General features: G+C 35.9%; 17 protein-coding genes. 15 read left to right on the forward strand and 2 right to left on the reverse strand.

Annotated features, from left to right (window positions below):
• Position 1: 1 nt before the first annotated feature.
• The 15 genes from GC098_RS05565 (at position 2) to GC098_RS40735 (ending at position 14,660) form a co-directional block, all read left to right on the forward strand.
• The gene (locus tag GC098_RS05565) at positions 2-139 is read left to right on the forward strand and encodes a paeninodin family lasso peptide (RefSeq protein WP_171641727.1); all 138 of its coding nucleotides are present in this window, start codon (positions 2-4) and stop codon (positions 137-139) included.
• Positions 140-239: 100 nt separating this feature from the next.
• Entirely contained in the window at positions 240-1,172 is a 933-nt protein-coding gene (locus GC098_RS05570) for a phosphoenolpyruvate carboxykinase (ATP) (protein WP_171641729.1), read from the forward strand.
• Positions 1,172-1,456, forward strand: a complete 285-nt coding sequence (locus GC098_RS05575; protein ID WP_171641813.1) for a lasso peptide biosynthesis PqqD family chaperone — start codon at positions 1,172-1,174, stop codon at positions 1,454-1,456. The genes GC098_RS05570 and GC098_RS05575 overlap by 1 nt, the downstream gene beginning before the upstream one ends.
• 42 nt (positions 1,457-1,498) lie before the next feature.
• Entirely contained in the window at positions 1,499-1,960 is a 462-nt protein-coding gene (locus tag GC098_RS05580; RefSeq protein ID WP_171641731.1) for a lasso peptide biosynthesis B2 protein, read from the forward strand.
• A 12-nt stretch (positions 1,961-1,972) separates the two neighbouring features.
• Positions 1,973-3,160: a nucleotidyltransferase domain-containing protein gene (locus tag GC098_RS05585; protein WP_171641733.1), complete on the forward strand. Its 1,188-nt coding sequence runs from the start codon at positions 1,973-1,975 to the stop codon at positions 3,158-3,160.
• Between the two features lie 12 nt (positions 3,161-3,172).
• Complete coding sequence (locus GC098_RS05590; RefSeq protein ID WP_171641735.1) at positions 3,173-4,981, forward strand: ABC transporter ATP-binding protein; 1,809 nt, start codon at positions 3,173-3,175, stop codon at positions 4,979-4,981.
• A gap of 173 nt (positions 4,982-5,154) precedes the next feature.
• Positions 5,155-5,886 carry a glycosyltransferase family 32 protein gene (locus GC098_RS05595; protein WP_171641738.1) on the forward strand — a complete coding sequence of 244 codons (732 nt, stop codon included), beginning with the start codon at positions 5,155-5,157 and terminating at the stop codon, positions 5,884-5,886.
• Positions 5,883-7,076: a glycosyltransferase gene (locus tag GC098_RS05600; protein WP_171641740.1), complete on the forward strand. Its 1,194-nt coding sequence runs from the start codon at positions 5,883-5,885 to the stop codon at positions 7,074-7,076. The genes GC098_RS05595 and GC098_RS05600 overlap by 4 nt, the downstream gene beginning before the upstream one ends.
• A 34-nt stretch (positions 7,077-7,110) precedes the next feature.
• A complete protein-coding gene (locus GC098_RS05605) occupies positions 7,111-8,142 on the forward strand; it encodes a glycosyltransferase family 2 protein (protein ID WP_171641742.1) in 1,032 nt (343 codons plus the stop codon).
• Positions 8,139-9,323: a glycosyltransferase gene (locus GC098_RS05610; RefSeq protein ID WP_171641744.1), complete on the forward strand. Its 1,185-nt coding sequence runs from the start codon at positions 8,139-8,141 to the stop codon at positions 9,321-9,323. Before GC098_RS05605 ends, GC098_RS05610 begins: the two co-directional genes overlap by 4 nt.
• Before the next feature lie 43 nt (positions 9,324-9,366).
• Positions 9,367-10,437 carry a polysaccharide pyruvyl transferase family protein gene (locus GC098_RS05615; protein ID WP_171641746.1) on the forward strand — a complete coding sequence of 357 codons (1,071 nt, stop codon included), beginning with the start codon at positions 9,367-9,369 and terminating at the stop codon, positions 10,435-10,437.
• Between the two features lie 18 nt (positions 10,438-10,455).
• Positions 10,456-11,643, forward strand: coding sequence for a glycosyltransferase (locus tag GC098_RS05620; RefSeq protein ID WP_171641766.1), 1,188 nt, complete (start codon positions 10,456-10,458; stop codon positions 11,641-11,643).
• 30 nt (positions 11,644-11,673) lie between these two features.
• Positions 11,674-13,215, forward strand: coding sequence for a lipopolysaccharide biosynthesis protein (locus GC098_RS05625; RefSeq protein ID WP_171641767.1), 1,542 nt, complete (start codon positions 11,674-11,676; stop codon positions 13,213-13,215).
• 30 nt (positions 13,216-13,245) lie between these two features.
• Positions 13,246-14,469 carry an acyltransferase family protein gene (locus GC098_RS05630; protein WP_171641769.1) on the forward strand — a complete coding sequence of 408 codons (1,224 nt, stop codon included), beginning with the start codon at positions 13,246-13,248 and terminating at the stop codon, positions 14,467-14,469.
• A gap of 68 nt (positions 14,470-14,537) precedes the next feature.
• Complete coding sequence (locus GC098_RS40735; RefSeq protein WP_281366911.1) at positions 14,538-14,660, forward strand: hypothetical protein; 123 nt, start codon at positions 14,538-14,540, stop codon at positions 14,658-14,660.
• Positions 14,661-15,157: 497 nt separating this feature from the next.
• Here GC098_RS40735 and GC098_RS05635 read toward each other — a convergent pair whose 3' ends face one another.
• Together GC098_RS05635 and GC098_RS05640 are read right to left on the reverse strand one after the other, a co-directional pair.
• Complete coding sequence (locus GC098_RS05635; protein WP_171641771.1) at positions 15,158-17,311, reverse strand: right-handed parallel beta-helix repeat-containing protein; 2,154 nt, start codon at positions 17,309-17,311, stop codon at positions 15,158-15,160.
• A 467-nt stretch (positions 17,312-17,778) separates the two neighbouring features.
• Positions 17,779-20,259, reverse strand: a complete 2,481-nt coding sequence (locus tag GC098_RS05640; RefSeq protein ID WP_246358444.1) for a right-handed parallel beta-helix repeat-containing protein — start codon at positions 20,257-20,259, stop codon at positions 17,779-17,781.
• Positions 20,260-20,652: the final 393 nt, after the last annotated feature.

The raw sequence follows: 20,652 nt of genomic DNA on the forward strand, positions 1-20,652 counted from the left end.
CATGCAGAACCAAGCTAAAAAAGAATGGAATAGCCCAACCTTAGAAGTACTCGAAGTAAAGATGACAATGGCAGGACCAGGAATTAAGCTGCCAGATGCAGCTCAACCGGACCCGACTGAGGTCGTTCACTACAGCTAATTTAGATTACATAATTCGGTAAGTACCTATTGCCCTTATACTTTTACAGGTATAAGGGCTTTCATTAAATTTATTCATGTCAACATATGGAGTGAAAATAATGATTCAAACAATAAATAAGGTTATATATCGAGCCTTCGGTTTAAATATTATTAGCGAGTTTGAGCTGTCGGAATTAATAATAAATAACAATGAGAATGAGAGTATAGATGTTGTAATAAACAAAGCAGACTTATCCGAACGATGGAGTCAATTGGCAAAAGCCGACGATATGTATGTGATAAGTAAGAACCTATTTATGTTCCATATCAAAGATACCGCCATTTTTTGCGTGCAAGACGGGGGAAACATTACCGTTTCACCTGTGATTGGTGCTGATGAGGCAAAGATTCGACTATATGTACTAGGTACATGTATGGGCACGCTATTAATGCAGCGCAAAGTACTTCCTCTGCATGGTAGCGCTATAGCTATTGATGGGAAAGCCTATGCTTTCGTAGGTCATTCCGGAGCAGGGAAATCGACTCTTGCTTCAGCCTTTATTGGCAAGGACTTTCAACTGCTAAGTGATGACGTCATCGCGGTAACGTTCTCTCCAGATCACATACCTATGGTGATGCCTGCCTATCCACAACAAAAACTGTGGCAGGAAAGCTTAACAGGATTCGGCATGGAGACAAGCCGCTACCAATCCATATTCGACAGAGAAACAAAGTACCTAGTTCCAGTATCTGATCATTTCGTAACGAAACCGTTACCTCTAGCAGGAGTAATCGAACTCACTAAAACAGATGGTAGCGATACTGAGATTGTTCCAATGAAAGGTCTGGCGCGGCTGCATGCCTTATATTGCCATACATTCCGGAGTTCTCTGTTAGAAAGATTCGAATTAATGGATTGGCACTTTAAAACATCAATAAGCATCTCGGATCGGATTCAAATGTATCAATTACGCCGGCCGAGCTCGGGGTTTACGGCTCCCCAGCTGGTAACCCTGATTCTGAATACTTTAAACAAGGAGGATTTAGCATGATGAACTACACCATTCCGTTAAATGTACAGATTGTTCAAGGAGAGGGAAACATTGTTAGTGATATGGACGGAGAAAAAGTAATGCTGAACATTGCCAATGGGAAGTATTACAATCTCGGTCAGATCGGTGGTTATATTTGGGAGTTAATAAGGGCTCCTATCACTGTAGAGGAGTTGGTGACAGCTTTAATGACAGAATTTGATGTCGAACAAGAAGTGTGTGAAGAACATACCAAGGTATTCTTAAATCAATTATTAGAAGAGAAGATTATTCATGTCTGTTAAGTACTCTAGGGGGTCGAGCTAAGAGTTAGTCGTAGGAGGATAGTGAATGCCATGAATAAGTTAAAAGCTTTTTTCAGATTAGATATAAGAACTATGTTGTTACTGGTAGAGGCATTGTTCTTCTTAGGATGGGCACGTATTCTTGTTTATTTGCCATTCTCTAAAGTGGCTCCCTCATTAGGAGTTCCCATGCAAGAAACCTCCATTACGGAGGTCGAGAGGAATCGGATAGTTCTAAAGCATATCGCAAGTGCGATTGACATTATGAGTAAATATACGTTGTGGGAAAGCAAATGCCTAGTTAAGGCTATAGCCGGCATGAAGATGCTCAAACGACGCGATATCGAAAGTACGTTGTATCTAGGAACCGCCAAGGATGAGTTGACCAAAATGATTGCTCACGCATGGCTACGTAGTGGCCATTTTTATGTTACAGGGAAGGAAGGGATGGATAGATTTACGATTGTTGCCAAATTCGCCAAGCAAATAAACGCTAATAGATAAGGGAGTTAAGCAATGGATAAAGAACTAAGCCTAGATACAGCCGTCTTGCCCAAAGAATTGCATTTAATCCTGTCGTTCATCAAAAGCGAGAGTGAAGGAAGCTTATGTTCTTTTGATGCTGATGATTTTACCGGAATAAATTGGCATTTATTTTTGGAATTAATTCGACATCATCGGGTAAATCCATACATCTATAAACAAATAAAACAAATAGAGAAAACTTATATTCCTGACCATGTTTGTGAAGAATTACGACGTGAGTATCAACAAAATACGTTTCTAATGCTGCGATTAAGTGCAGAGATGGAGCAGCTTTGCAGGTTATTTGCAGATCATAAGATCGAAATGTTGTCCTTAAAAGGACCTGCTCTTGCTGTAGACCTTTATGGTGATATATCCAAGCGCACCTGCAGTGACTTAGATCTACTGATATCTATTGATAACTTAGATAGAGCCCACGATCTCTTAGTTGCACTTGGTTATGTCAAAGATGATTATTTCTCGACCGTAATGAATGACTGGAAATGGAGACATCACCATGTCACCTACACACATTCTCAGAAAAGAACGAAAATCGAAATTCATTGGAAACTAAACCCGGGTCTATCTTACGAGCCATCTTTTAACGAATTGTGGGAGAGAAGAAAGAAGAGCTCAATAGCCAGCTTTCCCGTGTATATGTTAGGATATGAGGATTTGTTTATGTTTCTAGTTTCCCACGGTGCGCGTCACGGCTGGTCAAGGCTCCGCTGGCTAGTAGATATCGACCGTATCGCAAGGCATCAAATAAACTGGGAGAAGCAAATCGTTTGCTTAAAAAAATATAAAATAGCCCACGTTGGAGGGCAAGCGCTAGTCTTAGCCATTAATTTATTAGCTACTCCATTGACCAAAGAAATGAAAACGCTGATCGAGGGGAAACGCCCCGTTCATTTAGCACATGCAGCGTTATTTTATTTGAAACAAATGATTCACTTGCACAGAGAGCCACTACCTGGTGATGTAGCAAGGTATCATAAACGTCACTTATTTTCCTTAATGTCTAATCAGTTAAAAGTGTTACATATATTAAGCTTTCTGTATCCTTACCCCATGGATGTAGAGTTAATACCCTTACCAAAGAACCTCCATTTCTTGTATTTTCCCTTAAGGCCTTTTATGTGGCTTTGGAGAAAAACTAGGAGGCACTCATGGTCATAGGAGGAATTTAAAATGGAGCAAATTCTGCACTTTACTAAAAAGCTATATGCATTTTCTGGAAAAATATTGATTATTAACATCCTTGGCATGGTCTTTATTAGTTTACTTGAAGGCGTTGGCGTTCTATTATTACTTCCAATCCTTAATGTTAGTGGCATTGCTAATGTTGAGACAGGAATTCCACTTATTTCAACGATGATAAAGTATCTTCAGGATTTGCCAAAGGGTCTAAGCTTACCTTTAGTTCTAGGACTATTTGTTTGTTTAGTAATAGGTCAAAACTGGTTACTGCGAACTTTAACGATTCGAGATACCGTCATTCAACAGAAATTCGTTCGACACTTACGACTGGAAACCTATACGAATTTGCTGCAGTCAAATTGGAGTTTTTTCGTAAACCATAGAAAATCAGATCTCATTAATTTATTAACCTCCGAACTAACAAGAGTGGGTTTTGGAACAACCTTAGTGCTGCAATTAGTCGCTTCTGTGATCTTCACGCTAATCCAGATCGGCATAGCATTCTGGCTATCCCCCGTCATGACCATCTTTGTATTAACGTTTGGTATCGTTCTAACATTATTTTCTCGGAAATTTATTAAAAGAGCGAAATCACTTGGCGGCCAAACCTCACAGTTATCCCAAAACTTTCTTGCAGGTATATCCGATCAAATGGCCGGTATGAAAGATATTAAAAGTAATTCCTTGGAAGAATCATGGCTGCGTTGGTATCGATCATTAACCCAAAATTTAGTGAACGAACAAATCGAATACATCAAGCTAAGGTCATCTTCCCAGCTCTTTTATAAAGTTGCTTCTTCGGTATTAATTGCTGTTTTTATTTATCTTTCCGTCACCATCTTTCAGACCAAAGTAGAGCAGTTATTACTCATATTCGTCATATTTTCCCGATTGTGGCCTCGCTTTACAGGCATACAGACGCACATGGAGCAAATCGCTTCAACCATTCCTGCCTTTAAGGCAATCATCAAATTGCAGCAAGAGTGCGTGCGCCTGAAGGAATTTTATATGGAGAACAAACCAGAGAACAAGACCTATCAACCGATTGAAATTAAAACGCACATTGAGTGCAGGAACGTATCCTTTCGATATAATCAAAATGAACAGACCTATGCGCTTAAAGACATAAATATCCATATACCATCTAGGAAGATGACAGCTATAGTGGGTCGTTCTGGAGCAGGGAAAAGTACATTAATTGATGTTATTATGGGTCTTATTGAACCCCAAACAGGCCAGATTTGTATTGATGGGCAGCCTATTTCAAACGAAAAGGTATATGCACTAAGGCAATTCATTAGCTATGTTCCACAAGATCCATTTCTTTTCAATGGCAGTATAAAAGATAATCTTCTGATGATTGATCCTAACGCAACCGAGGAACAAATCTGGGAAGCCCTGGAGTTTGCCGCATCCGCGGAATTCGTTAGCAAGCTGCCTGAGGGCCTCGACACATTGATTGGTGATAGAGGAATCCGGTTGTCTGGTGGAGAACGGCAGCGTCTCGTGTTGGCCCGAGCCATATTGCGTAAACCATCAATCCTTATATTGGATGAGGCGACGAGCGCGCTAGATAGGGAAAATGAAGCGAAAATCCAAGAAGCTTTGGAGCGATTGCAGGGTAGATTGACCATGATCGTCATCGCCCATCGCATGTCGACCATTCGCAAGGCTGATCAAGTCATTGTCATCGATCAAGGGCAGATTATTCAAAAAGGAGAATATGACCAGTTAGCTGAAGAGCGCGAGGGACTATTTTCTAATTTGTTAGGCAATCAAATAGGTGCTGTTAATTCATAGTTTTTTTAGCTGGCGTGGTGTAAAGGATATTGATTGTGTAAATGTTCTCTATCGAAGTACATTCGCATTGACATGTTCTTTATAAAGAACTATTATAAAGGATAGGTAGAAGTTCTTAATAAAGAATTTCGAATTATTTGAGATTTGCGTCATCAGGCGAGGGAGATCATGAAATGAAAATTCCTAAGATCATTCACTATTGCTGGTTTGGCGGGAAAGAAAAGCCCGACATCGTGAAGCGATGTATAGCAAGCTGGCATAACCATCTAACTGGCTATCAATTCATAGAGTGGAATGAAAACAACTTTGATACCAGTAGTAATTTATATGTAAAAGAAGCCTATGAAGCGGGCAAATTTGCGTTCGTAAGCGATTATGCGAGAGTATACGCGCTCTATCACTTTGGTGGTATTTATTTAGACACCGATGTGGAAGTGTTCAAATCCTTTGACGATTTGTTGCATCATGAGTCTTTTTGGGGATTTGAGCAAGAGAACTATATCGCGACAAGTACGATCGGAGCCGCGAAAGAAAATAAGCTGATTCAAGTATTTATGGATTCCTACAATACAAAGAGCTTCATCCTTGCAGATGGAACTTTTGATTCGCTAACCAATGTAGCGATGATAACGAAGATATTAGGAGATTGGGAGGTTACTCCCAATGGCAGCTATCAAGACATAGAAGGTGTTGGAACCTTTTATCCGCAAACGTATTTCTCCCCTTATGACTACATTAACTGCCGAACATTTAAGACGGAAAACACGTATGCCATGCATCACTTTTATAAGAGCTGGTTGCCTCCCAAGGCGCGATGGAAAGGGCGAATGAAGTCGCTCCTGGCAAGGGTCATTGGTGGACATAACATTGCAAGAATAAGGGAAGCGCTTAGGGGGATTCAATGAAGAACATATTGATTGCGTCCTTTGATATGGAAGTTGGAGGCGTAGAGAGAAGTCTTGTTAGTATGCTTGATCACTTCGATTATAAGCAATATTCCATTGATCTCATGCTATATAAACATCAAGGTGATTTTATGAACCTCATTAGCCATAAAGCCAATTTATTAGGCGAAATCCCCCAGTACACCACATTTAGAAAATCAATTGCAAGGACCATCCAAGATAGACAATATACAATCGGCTTATCGAGAATCTTATCCAAGGTACACGCGGAAATTTTTGGTCGAATAAAACGGGTTGCAGAGCCAGGATACTACCAAATGCAATTGATGTGGAAGTACGCACTGCCCTATTTACCTCAGGTTGAGAAAGAGTATGACGCGGCAATTAGCTATTTATGGCCTCATTATTTTATAGCCCATAAGATTAAGGCGAAGAAGAAAATCGCTTGGATTCATACCGATTATTCCAATGTGGAAACCAACGTGAAGTTGGACCTGGAAATGTGGAGAAAGTTTGATCATATTATTGCTGTTTCGGACGCATGTAAGGATTCTTTTTTGTCAAAATATAGGGAATTAGAAAGCAAAGTTATCGTTATAGAAAACATTACTTCACCAGATTTTATTAGGAATATGGCCGCTAAAGAAGCAGCTGTTCCAATGGTGAATGATGACAGGTTTAAAATATTGACAGTAGCAAGATTATCCCATGCTAAAGGTATCGACAATGCTGTCAAGGCACTGAGGATTCTAAAAGATAAAGGTTATAAAGATATCGCATGGTACATTGTTGGTTACGGCGGGGATGAAGCTGCTATAAAAGAGCTAATTGCAATTAATGGCTTAGACGATCAATTCATCCTATTAGGAAAGAAAACAAACCCATATCCGTATATAAAAGCATGTGACTTATATGTACAGCCCTCCAGGTATGAAGGCAAGGCTGTTACGGTAACCGAAGCAAAGATCTTAGGTAAGCCTATATTAATCACGAATTATTCTACCGCGAAGAGTCAGGTGGAGGATGGTTATGATGGGATTATCACGGAATTGTCGATAGAAGGAATAGTTGACGGAATAGAAAAATTGTATAGGGATGATGAACTGAGAAAGGAGATTTCTACGAATTGCGAGAGAACTAATTACAGTAATAGTTATGAGTTAGAGAAATTGTATAGTTTGAATGGATAAAGATTATAGTATTAACCGGATCACGGAGGTATGAATGATTCCGAAAGTAAGTGTTATTGTACCGGTGTACAACTGTGAAAAATTCATTTCCAAATGTTTAGATAGTATCTTGCATCAAACTTATTCGAACATAGAAATCGTTATTGTAAATGACGGATCTACTGATCGAAGTGAAGAGATATTACACCAGTATATAGAAAAGGATGAACGGGTTTCCTACTATTATCAGGAAAATAGTGGACCATCTGAAGCACGGAATTATGGAATAATCAAATCGATCGGTGAATATTTAGCATTTATCGATTCAGATGATTCGATTGACGCCTATTATATTGAGCACTTGATTAATAAAATGCTTACTACTGGAGCGGATTTAGTGTGTTGTGGGTATAAGGATATCTCGGTATACGGAATCTTAAATTGTACGGATTTTAATTTTGATAAAAGCGACTCCATGCACTATTTCATTAATTTAGTTTGCAATGGAACTGGCGGAGTTTTATGGAGTAAAATGTTCAAGAAAGAGATTATTTCAAAGCATAATATAAAGATGGACAAAGAAATATTTATGTCTGAGGATTTAATTTTTGTTCTACAATATGCTGTTCATTGTCAGTCGTTTGCGGCTATAAATAATTATTTATACTATTACAACAGACTTAATCAGAACAGTATAAGCTCTAATTTTTCCATAGACTATGTGGATAATAATATTACTGTTTGTAAACATATAGAGAACATTTTCAATACTGTGGACATAGATAAGAATAAGATAGATGAGGTAATTACAAGTAGAATTCAAAATTTAGTCATTCATCTAGTTGAGCAGCAAAGCATGCATATTAAGGTCTTAGGTAAAAAAAATGCTTTGCACAATGTAAAGCAAATATTATCTATACAGTATATTGAAAGTTATTTAAGCCGTTTTTCAACGAAAGCTATTATCTATAAACCATATGTGTATCTTTTGAAAAAAAAGCTCTTCAAGTTAAGTATTGTATATGGAATTGTTTTGAATACAGCCAGAGAACTTAAAAGGAAAGTGAAAGTAGGTGAATTTAATTGAAAAAGAGGCTCCTATTTGTCCTTGACTCACTTACGATCGGTGGAGCAGAGAAGAGTCTTGTGTCTTTATTAAATACAATAGATCCTTCAAAATACGATATTGATCTGTTGCTATTTAAAAAAGGGGAGGATTTGGAGAAATATCTTCCAGTTTATGTGTCTGTTCTACCAGTTCCTGAGTATTATGGGTTCGTTTATGGGAAGAGGTTTTCCATGGGCAAAAACATAACATATCAGTATTTTAAAATTAAAACTTCTTTAAGTTTGAGATTAAACAATTATGCAAAAAAAACCTTACATAGTGAGCAAGTTGTTTACAAAAGTATAAAAAAAGCAATGTCCTCAATTGAAAATAAATATGACGTAGCCATAGCATATAGTCAGGGGATGCCTACCTATTTTGTTGCCAATAAAGTAACGGCAGCTAAAAAATTAGCCTGGATCAATACAGACTATGCCAATACGCTATATGACAAAGAAATTGACTACGAATCGTATAGCAGGATTAATAAAATGGTTGCAGTTTCCCAGCATACGAGAGAGTCCGTATCTAAATTGCGAAAAGAATATAATAATAAGATAGATATTGTATTGGATATTATTAACCCAGACTTAATTGTAAAAATGGCCGAAGAAGAACAGGTTAATGAATTTGATGATTTCCTAGTGAACATATTAACTGTTGGAAGGTTAGTGACAGCTAAGTCATATGAGACAGCTATTGAAGTAGCTAAGTTACTAAGAGATTCAGGGTATAGGTTTAAGTGGTTTGCGATCGGTGAGGGCTCGGAAAGAAATAAACTAGAAGAATTAATTCACAAGTATGAACTAGAAGGCTATTTCTTTCTACTCGGAAAAAGGATAAATCCTTATCCATATATGAAGCGTTGCGATATCTATGTACAAACATCAGCAAAGGAAGGCTTTGGACTTACCGTCAGTGAAGCCAAAATTTTAAAGAAGCCAATTGTTTGTACGGATTTCCCTACGGCTAAAGAAATTATTAATAATCAGGTGGATGGATTAATCGTGAAACATGATGTGAGAAGTATTTTTGATGGCATTAAAAGATACATAGATGATCCATATTTTAAAGAAAAAATAAATGTACAATTGAATACAATACGACCCTACAATTCAGTTAATCAATTACAAAAGTTTTACCAACTAATAGAAAATTAAAGAGTGGTGAATATTAGTGAAAAGAATCTTTGTAGATATCTATATGGCATTTAATTTAGGCGATGACCTGTTCTTAGATATTCTTGCCAAGAAATTTCCGAATTGCCAATTTACCCTTAATTATGTTGGCAATAATTACGATGCATTTATTACGAAATATCAAAATTTGAAAAGAAGAAATTACACAATTTTTAATAAAATAAGCCAGCGGTTAAAAATCACTGATTATATCAACGATTATGCAGCTGTGGCGCAAGAACATGATGCACTCTTGTTTATTGGAGGATCTATCTTTAGAGAAGAGGCATACCACCAATCTTTATATGAAAATAGAATGAAACTTGTTACGGATTTCAAAAAAAAGGGCAAAGCTGTGTTTATTATGGGGGCAAACTTCGGACCTTACGAGACAGAGCAATTTCATCAAGATTACATAGCACTTTTTGAGCAATGTGACGATGTTTGTTTTAGAGATATTTATTCGTATGATTTATTTAAAAGTTTGCCTCAGGTTCGATATGCTCCTGATATTGTATTCCAAACGAATTTAGATGACTACAAGTCAGTAGCAAGAAGAAAAAGAGTTGGATTTTCCATTATTGATGTGAGACATAAGCAGGGACTATCAAGTTACTATAGCTCCTATATAGATAGTACAGTGAAAGCTATCCAACTATTAGTGGGTAAAGGATACGACTGTTATTTAATGTCTTTCTGCGAGCGAGAAGGAGATCTACAAGCAATTGGTAACATAATGTCCGATCTGACAGCCAGCACACAAGAGAAAGTTCATGTATATGAATACAAAGGGGACTTACAGGAGTCCATACAATTAATAGCAACATTTGAGTTGTTTGTAGCTGCCAGATTCCATGCGAACATAATAGCTCTTATGCTTGGTATTGGAGTTATGCCTATCATATATAGTAAGAAAACTAGCAATATGTTCATGGACATTAATTTAGACGACATATTAATAAACATGGAAGACATACATTTACAGTACGACGAAGGTACAATCAATAAGTCTTTCGATAATAAAACGAACCTAACTTCAATTTCAGATCATGCTAATCATCACTTCACAAAAATAAGCGAGTTCATAGGAGCTTAAAGGTTAATTGGAGGAAGTATGAAGAAGAAAATCATTTTTATGCTGATTGATATGAATATTGGCGGGACCGAGAAAGCGTTGCTTAATATGGTATCCGAATTCTCATTAGGTGAGTATGATATCACAATTTTGATGCTGGAAGAACATGGTGGCTTCTTAAGCTATATTCCGGCTGGCATAAATATTGAATATCTAAAAGGTTATAGCAGTATGAAACAAGCGCTGAATCAACCACCACAGGTGACAGCTATTGATTATTTTAAAGAAGGGGAGCTAGTTAAATCATTTAACATAGCCTTATTACACCTTATATCGAAAATCACGAAAAACAGAAGTGTTTTCTTTAAATATGTATTAAATAATCAGCCCGTTCTAGATGGGGAATATGATGTTGCTGTAGCTTATGCTGGACCTATGGATTTCATAAGCTATTTTGTTGTGAATAAAATTAAGGCAAAGAAGAAAGTTCAATGGATTCACTTTGATGTCACAAAAATAGGTTTTAATCAAGCCTTTGCTTCTAAAACATATATTAAGTTTGATAAGATCTTTGTTGTATCAGAGGAGGCAAAGAATAAATTAATAAACTTGGTGCCTGCTTTAAAAGAGAGAACAAAAGTGTTTTTTAACATAGTTTCATCGAAAATGATTCATAGCCAAGCAAAAGAAGGTCGTGCATTCCCTGATGAAATTGATGGATTAAGGATAGTGACAGTTGGTCGGTTAACAAACGAAAAAGGTCAAGATCTTGCTATACGAGTATTAGCAAGATTAATTGATAATGGATATAAAGTGAAATGGTATTGTGTAGGAGAAGGAAAATCAAGAATAGAATATGAAAAATTAGTTGTAGAGAGTAATCTACAAGATAAATTTATTTTTTTAGGTGCAGACCCAAATCCATACCCCTACATAGCGGAGTGCGATATTTATGTACAGCCTTCCAGATATGAGGGATATTGTATAACACTTATTGAGGCAAGGTGTTTAAATAGACCGATTGTAACTACTGATGTTAATGGAGCAAAAGAACAGATAAGAAATGGAGAAACAGGACTCATAGTAGGTATTAATGAACATGAAATATATCAAGCAGTTGTACAGCTTATCGACAACAGAGATCTATGTGTAAAATTTTCAGAAAATCTTGCACAAGAAAACTTTGATTCAAAAGTTGAAATGAATAAGATTTATAATCTAATTTAATCTCCCAACGTATGAGAGGTAGCTATTAATATGAAGAGTCAACTTAAAGCCGGGGCACTATTATCATATATAGCATTATTTATTAGTAGTGCTATATCCATAGTATATACTCCAATAATGCTAAACTTTCTTGGCCAATCGGAGTATGGCTTGTACAGTTTAGCAACTTCAGCATCAGGTTATATAGGTGTGTTAAATTTTGGATTGGGTAATGCGGTTATTAGGTATACGGCAAAATATAAAGCACTCGAAGATGAAGAAGGATGCTCACGGTTATATGGGATGTTTTTTATTATGTATAGCATATTAGGCGCTCTAGCCCTGGTATCTGGTATTATACTAACCTTAAACTCTGAGAATATATTTTCTAGCTCATTAAGCGTGACTGAGGTTAATAAGTTAACCATTTTAATGATAATAATGGTTATAAACATTTCAATAGGGATTGGATTAGGATTGTTCAGTGTTATAGTACTTGCACATGAAAAATTTATTATTCAAAAAGTGATTACTATTGCTGGTACTATTATTAATCCGATCATCATGGTACCTCTTCTAAGTATGGGGTATGGGTCTGTATCTTTGGTTATTGTAACTACAATAATTAGTTTTATAACTATTTTAATTAATATATATTACTGTTTTAAAGTACTAAAAATAAAAATGGTATTTAAGAAAGTACAGAAGGACTTATTAAAAGAGATTTTAATATTTTCCTCCTATATATTTCTTAATTTAGTGATGGATAAAATATACTGGTCAACAGATCAAATTATTTTAGGTATTTATAGCGGTACAGTAGCTATCTCTATTTATACAATAGGAGCATCTTTTACCGGTTACTTTTCTGGCTTATCTGCAGCTATATCCAATGTTTTCTTGAGTAAAGTAACAGGCATGGTTACTAAAGAAGCCTCAGACAAGGAAATATCAGATTTGTTTATTCGGGTAGGAAGAATTCAATATATTATTCTATCATTTGCTTTGAGTGGATTCATTGTATTTGGGCGGGAATTTATAGATTTATGGGTTGGTAAAGAGTACCGTGATTCGTTTATTATTGCAGTAATTATTTTGATTCCATCGATTGTTTCACTTATACAAGGTATGGGAGGAATAATACTCCAGGCGAAAAATATGCAAAGATTCAAATCAGTCGTTTATTTTCTTATTGCCATTGGTAACGTATTTCTAACCATCTTATTTGTTCAATGGTGGGGTGCGATAGGAAGCGCAGTTGCAACCGCGGCAGCATTCACTATAGGAAATATTGTTGTTATGAATGTTTATTATTGGAAAAAACTAAAAATTGAAATTTTAAAATTCTGGATAAATATTCTAACTATGAGTTTTCCATTTGTAATGAGTTTGGCTTTTGGACTAACAATAAATAATATAATGCTTGCGGATAGTTGGATCATTCTTTTTATTAAGATGGTTGTGTTCTCAATATTGTACACGCTTTTAATGTGGTTAATTGGAATGAATAATTATGAGAAGGATTTAATTCTATCTCCATTGAAACACATTACACGTAGATTTAAGAAAGAAAAATTATATAAAGTAAGTTAACAGTGACAGGATAAGAAGTAGAGGTGAAGTATGAATAGAATGTATGGTAATTTCTTAAAGGTCAATGACTTGTTAGATGGAAAAGTATCTAATTATTTGGATTTCATGCGTGGATTAGCTGCAATTCTAGTAGTGATGGAACATCTAGGATCACGATTATTTGTAGGTTATGGATATTTACAAAATCCGGATGCCATCGTTAAATTACTTTATCTTCTTAACTTGCTAGGAGGACCAGCAGTTATAGTATTTTTTGTTCTTAGTGGTTTGTTCATTTCAAGAACTGTCCTAAAAACAATCTTTGATAATAAATGGTCTTGGAAATCATACCTTGTAAATCGATTATCTAGACTATACGTTGTACTAATTCCAGCTTTATTGCTAACATTTATTGCTGATATAATAGCTAGCCATTATTTTAATTATCGATGGTATATTAACGATTATACTAATATCAAAAGTTTAATTGGAAATTTGTTTTATCTTCAGAACATATTTGTTGGGGCGTATGGGTCAAATGCGCCCTTGTGGAGTCTAAGTTATGAGTTTTGGTATTATATGCTATTTCCAGTATTAATTTTGATCCTTAGAAACCAGCGGAAAGCTTTGAAAATTGTATACATTATCATTGCTCTCGGTATTTTGTTCATGGTTGGACAACGTATAAGTTCTTATTTCTTAATATGGCTATTGGGAGCATTTGTTCTTTTTTTGCCGAGAATTCGCTTAGTAAAAAGCAAAATTATTATGTCTATATCTTTCTTGCTAGTATGTATTGCGATGCTCGCGAGACCTCTAGTGAATAATGGACGATTGTTTGTTGACCATCACACAAACAACTTATTTATTGTAGATCTTTTTATAGGTCTATCATTTGGTTTTCTTATTTACACTTTATTGCATGGTACTACAAAGAAAAACAAAACCGTAAGAACCAATAAATGGTTCGAAAAAACATCAAAGCTGTTAGCTAGTTTTTCTTTTAGTCTTTATTTAATTCACTATCCAATTATTAATCTTGTTTATTACTGGGGTGCTAAAAATGGCTTTACCGGATTTCAACCTAACTTACTATCTGTCTTAATAGAAATAATAATCGTAGTTTTGATGTGTATGATTGCTTTTCTATTCTCAAGAATAACTGAAACACGAACTAATGTTGTAAGAAGATTTATCATGAGTAGCCTTGATATGTTTAAAGTCGATAAGCGCAAGGTTAAAGAGATGAAAATTGGAAGCAATTTATCTAAATAAAAGAATTCTACAAGCTCCGAGTCGATCGGGGCTATTTTAATTCCCAAAAGGGCGGAGGAGATAGAATCATGTTTAAAAAACTATTCACCGATTTACTAGGCATCTCAACAAGTAGCTGTCCCACAGTAACAGGCGTACTCGGTGCATTACTTTCGTATTCCTTTGGTGGGGGGAGCGAGGTGCTTGGATAACTATTGTTGGCAATACCAATTGATTCTGTTTCGGTTTGGCCGAATCAATCAAAGAGGGCAAAGGGCAAAACAGCAGCATTGGATTTTGGGGATTGTTCATTTTTCATGCTGCTTGATGTTTGCTCGCACTTATAAGGCAGCAATGTCATTATGACGGGTGCCAATTATTTTTATCTGGCTAATGAGCGGAATTACGGTCGTATTGGGCTTCCACTTTTCAATCAAGTGAAGCAGCCGATTACGGATCCGGAAGAGTAAACGCGGAATCCCCCACAAACCGTTATGGGCTGGTGGGAGACTATTTTTAACTAATAAAACGGCGGACTCATATCTTTTCTGAAAACCAATTTAGAAATTAGTATCCTAGTTCTATCCGTATGTTTCTCAGTTTATAATCCAATAACCCAAGCATATCCAAAGACTAAATAGCGAATGAAATATAGACTTTATACACAATAAAACCCTCTCAGTCAAAATTGCTGAAAGGGTTTTTATTATTACTGCGTTAATACTTCATTATCTTTATTAATATCGTTTGCCTTTAACTTTAATTTTGCTACAACGAAAATATTGTTGGAAATCGTATAGGCAGGTGCACCTGTTCCTGCGTCAATTGAGTGAATTCCATCTAAATCTTTATTTGTTTTTATTGTACTATTTTTGATTGTAAAGGATTTAACTTGGGCCGGTTTGGTTGAGCCTCCATATGATCCTATTTTGATAAATGGTGTACTTTTAAGTGTAAGATTATTAGCAGTGAAGGTGCTGTTTAGAAATGATAACTGTTTTGCTCCTTGTATATAAATTGCGGCTGCGTAACCAACATCTTTTGAAATAGTAAAGTTAGAATTGTTAAAATTGATATCTGGTTCTCCATTCAAACTATTTATTGTAAATATCTTACCTAAAGCATTAAAAGCACAATTGTTAAAAGTATACTTACCTGATTGATTAATACCCAACCCAGAAGATTCAGTTGTTGTGGATGAAAATTTGCAATTATTATAAGTTCCTGCGGGGAATCCCGTTCCATTGGTAGCATTATAATCTTGAACAATTAAGTTATCATATATATTTTTATCCGTTCCTTTGCCTCCAAGTGTCGAGAGTTTTGTCAATCCTTTTATTGTGATATTTGAAAGGTGAACAGGATTTGTGCCAACGTTCAAAGATGTGAGAGAAGTTGTGTTGGTGTTGGTAATTGTAATATTCTCTACTTTTGACCCGAATGGATCAGTGTTGTTCAAATTTAAAATGCTATTAACTAAAGTCGCATTTGTTAATGTGTTACTTGTTGCACTCAGATTAACTTGCGAGTTATTGAATTTGTTTTGATCTGCAACTCCTGTTCCACCCATAGTAAGGCCACCATTATTAAATGTATTGTTTTTAATGGTTGTATTTGGAAATGCCTTCCAGATGTACAGACCTATACTACTCTCAAATAAATTATCAGTAATTGAAGCAGTGTTCCCATCAGCAAAAACTATATCTCCACCTGTATTATTGTAAAAGTGATTATTTTTTATATTAAGATTATTGTTGGGGAAAAATCCTTCCGCTTCTGAGTCAATTCCATATTGTGGAGGAGTTCCTTTGATATCGTGGAACTTACTATTACTAATCTCGATTCCATCTACTCCGACAAGGGAGATTCCTAGCCTTCTGTTGAATGCGGATTCCGAGTTTTTAATTACTATGTTTCTAGACACGTCATTGCTAAAAAGCATAACAAAAAAATTATTAAGGTCATTTGAACTAAAAACAGGGTAAAAGGCATCAGCGCCTACTGGGATTTGAACTAGGTCAGCTCCATATCTGACTTGTTTAACTGAAGACAAATATTTACCGTTACTATAAAAATAAACATCATATTTATTACTATTAACACCTTTTGGTTGCTCAAAAGCAAAATATTTTCTTCCTTTATATTTTGGGCTTGTAAAGTCTAGGGCAATCTTACTTCTAATTTTTGATGTGGAATTAATAAAGTTGCCCATATTATCTATATCTCCATAAACGTAGCTCTTACCATAGAAGCCAGCGATTCCAACGCTAGAGCCACTAATTGAAATACCATCTCCAGTAAAATTGACTGTTTTAACGCTATCTATCGTTAAATTGTATGCACCCTCTGAGGATATTCCGTTGCCGAATTCATGGGTTCCAGTGCTATAAGATTGGTCTTTCCCACTGAAATTATGTGCCAGTTTATCCCCTTGATAGGTTCCACCTTTCAGAGTTACATTATTTACTCCATAGCCAACGTAAATTGTACGATAACCCTCATAACCATTGGTTTCTTTTTGAATAATAGTTAAATCATCAAGTGAAAATGTCATATCACTTACCATATTTATTTGTGCTTGTGGATCTTTTGGACTATTTCCTTTACTAATTAAATATTTGCCAGTCGGCAATTTAAAGATTCGATATCCTTGATCATGTGCCCATTGCAATGCTTTGTTTATTCCATTTGTCGTTTCGATTGGATGTGTTCCGTCACTATAGACATTCCAGCGGGAAAGTTCTAAGTTGTAAGTTGTGGGCACTACTGTTTGTGTTGAAGGATCAGAAGAAATAGCCTCAACAGTTAAAGATTGAAAAGAAAGTATGAAGAAAATTAGTATTCCAATTGCTCTTTTAGTCATTTTTTTACCATCCTTATTATTTTATTCTATGAATTATTGTACACTAAAAAATTGGAAATATAGCGAAAGAAGTCATAAAATGGATAATAAAAATTGTTGGAATTTTATTTCTTGAAATGTTTTAAAAAGAGAAGGGTAGATTTATCTCTAAATTAGAGAGAATATTCGACACAAAAAAGACTACAATTCACCGAGAAGGAAAGGTGTTTGTAGTCTATTTGTGTTTGCTTACTCCTACATCAAAGGATTAGCGATTAATGCCTATGATAATTCACGAAGTCTGCTTTAATGTTTTGTTACTAAGTTGTATCATGTTAATGCCAACCGAAGAAGACAATTAGAAAGCGAAGGTATCTAACTCACCTTCCCAATCCCTTCACAGAGAAATCGCCGCACTTAACAATGTGATAAATATGAAACGATTACAGTTCTATCCTATAAAATAAGAAGTGTATGCACTTAATTTATTATCCCGAAATTAGTCCAAATGATTTAAATACGGCTATGATATCAGCATACTCCCATGTCACACTACCATCTATAGCTGAACCGATAGCATGAGAAGGAGCAGTTGTACTGCTTGTTCCAGCGATTATGCATTTGTAAACCTTCCCATTCGCGTTCACCATGGTATTTAGTGTATATGTCTTATTTGCTGCCCATGGATTATTATTGGCTGTGCCAGATGTAGTGCAAACCCATCCAACATATCCTCCCGGAATCGGTGTAGAATTATATAGTAGTTGGCCAACACTATAAGCTCCAAATGTTGGTGCAGATGATGCTAATGCTGGTAGTAAGGTATTCCCTAGAATGTTTTTTTCTAATTGTGCATTAACATTGTTACTAAAGATAATATTGGAGTTGATTTTATTATTGTTCTGCGCAACTATCGTTGTCTTCGGTGTGGCTAAAGTTGTTCCTCCTTTTCGATATGCCCCCTCGATGACTATTGTCCCAGTGGTGTTAATTCCGGCAGTATTAGAAGTAACAATGGTATTATTAGAAAGAAGTAAATGATTTTCCGTAAATACTCTCATCGTATACAAGGAGCCTAAAGAAGAACCAATTCCAATTACCTGTAGATTATTATCTAGAATTCCTATTCTTGGGATAGAGAGGAAGGAGACTCCTGGACCTCTAGCTTCGTGAGTCTGTACTGTGTATGGTATATCCCATACAATTTTGTTATTTTTGAATACATGAGTGATGTAACCTGTATCTTTGGCTAATTTTTCGTTTCCATAGATGTCACCACCATCAAATCTAAGTGATAGATTTTTAAATATTGAGTTTTCTACACGCATAGATTCGGATACCATCATACGACTATAATTAACAATTGTCCCAGTGTGAATAAACTCACAATTTTCTATAATTAAATTTTTAGTTCCAACATAATGTCCACCGCTATTTTGATTGGTGATGAATTTCACATTGGAAAAAATAGCATTCTCAGTTGTGTTGTAGCTTGCCGCAGCCAAGCCTTTTGCCCTTCTGATATCAAATGTCGAATTGCGAATTTCTATGTTTTTGCTTGAGAAACTTACAACCCCATCTTTATCAGGGTCATCGAAGGTAAGCTTGCAATTATAAACCTTTGCCGTTTCTCCATTTAAAGTTAATGTGCTCTTAGAGAAAACACAGTTTTCCAGTGTTGTATTACCAGCGTTTATAGAACAGCTATCACCAAATATGGAATCATTTCTAAACGTACAAAAAGTACCATCTAACTCCACACCGCTTGTTATAGACCTGCCTGTTATAGGACCATAATACATATTATTTACCGAAAAATAATCATCTCCACTTCCGGAGAAATTGACGGCGCCTCTAAACTTGTTGTTCTCTAAATGTACGCCCCTTGTGCTAACGCATATGAAAGCTCCGGCTCTATTATCGTAGAAATTACAATTTCTAACCGTTATCTTTTGGTTAGTCATATATCCATCTTCAATATTCATTCCAAAACCGGGATTACACCCTGTTGAAATAGCCATCGGATTGCTATTATTATAAATTTCACAGCTGTCATAGGTGATGAATCTGCCTCCATTGACGGAAGCTCCAAGCCTTCTATTCTTATGAGCTTTACAATTCATATATGTGATAAATTGCGGAATTTTCGCACACAGAACATAGTGCAAGTTGCCGTTCATCAGATCAAAGTTTTGTAGAAAAGAGAATCTCACCTGGGTAGTACCCGTTGGCAATGAATCCAGGTAAATAAACTCGTAAGACCTTGTATTTCTATAACCTAAATAGGTGCCCGTTACATTGTAAAAGTGTACTTTAATTACCGTTTTATTTAGATTGCACCCAGTACCATACCCTCCATAGCCATCCCCTGAATAATAAAAGTAGCCAACAGATTTAACTAAATTGCTGGAAACGTCAAAGTATCTAGTCACTGTCGTATAATTGGTTTTTGAACTATCTAGGTTTCCTTGACTGTTAATGTCTCCTTTAGCGAAATGGCCTGGGTGCTGGACGCCTCCTAACGCAGAAAAATCCATAAACGTTGTAAATCCATCACCAGTACATTCGTATACTTCACAATTTTTGATTAGGACGTTATAACATGAATTTATAGAATGAATTCCGTGCCCCCCTTCATGAGTACTACCGCTAGAGTAGTCATGTGTTTCGCGGTCACCTTTTATTTTTACACCTTCGATAATTACATTGGAGATACTATCATTAGTTATCACCGAGTAGCCTTGGAAATTATTCGATTCTTTTATTAATAAACAGTCGTAAAACAGATAATGTGTGTTGCTACAGAGTTTTACAGAGGAGTTTTTATCAATGAGGTATATCCCCTTTGGCAGCGCAACTATTTGATAATTGTTATCTCGTGCCCATTGAAAGGCGTTATTTAGACCTTGTGTAGTATTTATTGCATTGGTTTCATTATTTTGTATTCCCCACCGTTCTAATTCAACCATGTAGGTAACAGTTGTCATTTTCATCACATCTCCATTTATAGAGCTAGTATTTCTATTAGTATATGATTTTAAGATCTGATTACTTGGGTGTATTAATAGGGCAATTGATACAAATGTTGTACGAGCGACTAGGAGAATACATTTGTGTTGACACGTTCTTTATAAAGAACTACAATGAAATAAACCGCTATGGACCAGAGAACAGTAACTTTTTCCACTTAAAGTGTTCTTTATAAAGAATTAATACATATAAAACGTTCTTTATAATAGGATTATCGTCAATCTTTACAGCGTCGTTCTTTATGAAGAACAACAAAGTGGGCTCCTAAATACGCTCCGGTGATGCCTCCTTACCGTTATCAATGGAAGCACTCGACCATGCTGTGGGTTGAA

Source organism: Paenibacillus phytorum (assembly GCF_013141715.1).
GTDB lineage: Bacteria > Bacillota > Bacilli > Paenibacillales > NBRC-103111 > Paenibacillus_E > Paenibacillus_E phytorum.

Bases quoted from the DNA above. Each gene is read 5' to 3' on its own strand.
- GC098_RS05585 (WP_171641733.1), top strand. From the start codon at position 1,973: ATGGATAAAGAACTAAGCCTAGATACAGCCGTCTTGCCCAAAGAATTG.
- GC098_RS05635 (WP_171641771.1), bottom strand. From the start codon at position 17,311: ATGACTAAAAGAGCAATTGGAATACTAATTTTCTTCATACTTTCTTTT.
- GC098_RS05625 (WP_171641767.1), top strand. From the start codon at position 11,674: ATGAAGAGTCAACTTAAAGCCGGGGCACTATTATCATATATAGCATTA.
- GC098_RS05615 (WP_171641746.1), top strand. From the start codon at position 9,367: ATGGCATTTAATTTAGGCGATGACCTGTTCTTAGATATTCTTGCCAAG.
- GC098_RS05575 (WP_171641813.1), top strand. From the start codon at position 1,172: ATGAACTACACCATTCCGTTAAATGTACAGATTGTTCAAGGAGAGGGA.
- GC098_RS05595 (WP_171641738.1), top strand. From the start codon at position 5,155: ATGAAAATTCCTAAGATCATTCACTATTGCTGGTTTGGCGGGAAAGAA.
- GC098_RS05565 (WP_171641727.1), top strand. From the start codon at position 2: ATGCAGAACCAAGCTAAAAAAGAATGGAATAGCCCAACCTTAGAAGTA.
- GC098_RS05630 (WP_171641769.1), top strand. From the start codon at position 13,246: ATGAATAGAATGTATGGTAATTTCTTAAAGGTCAATGACTTGTTAGAT.
- GC098_RS05570 (WP_171641729.1), top strand. From the start codon at position 240: ATGATTCAAACAATAAATAAGGTTATATATCGAGCCTTCGGTTTAAAT.
- GC098_RS05640 (WP_246358444.1), bottom strand. From the start codon at position 20,259: ATGGTTGAATTAGAACGGTGGGGAATACAAAATAATGAAACCAATGCA.
- GC098_RS05620 (WP_171641766.1), top strand. From the start codon at position 10,456: ATGAAGAAGAAAATCATTTTTATGCTGATTGATATGAATATTGGCGGG.
- GC098_RS05605 (WP_171641742.1), top strand. From the start codon at position 7,111: ATGATTCCGAAAGTAAGTGTTATTGTACCGGTGTACAACTGTGAAAAA.
- GC098_RS40735 (WP_281366911.1), top strand. From the start codon at position 14,538: ATGTTTAAAAAACTATTCACCGATTTACTAGGCATCTCAACAAGTAGC.
- GC098_RS05600 (WP_171641740.1), top strand. From the start codon at position 5,883: ATGAAGAACATATTGATTGCGTCCTTTGATATGGAAGTTGGAGGCGTA.
- GC098_RS05590 (WP_171641735.1), top strand. From the start codon at position 3,173: ATGGAGCAAATTCTGCACTTTACTAAAAAGCTATATGCATTTTCTGGA.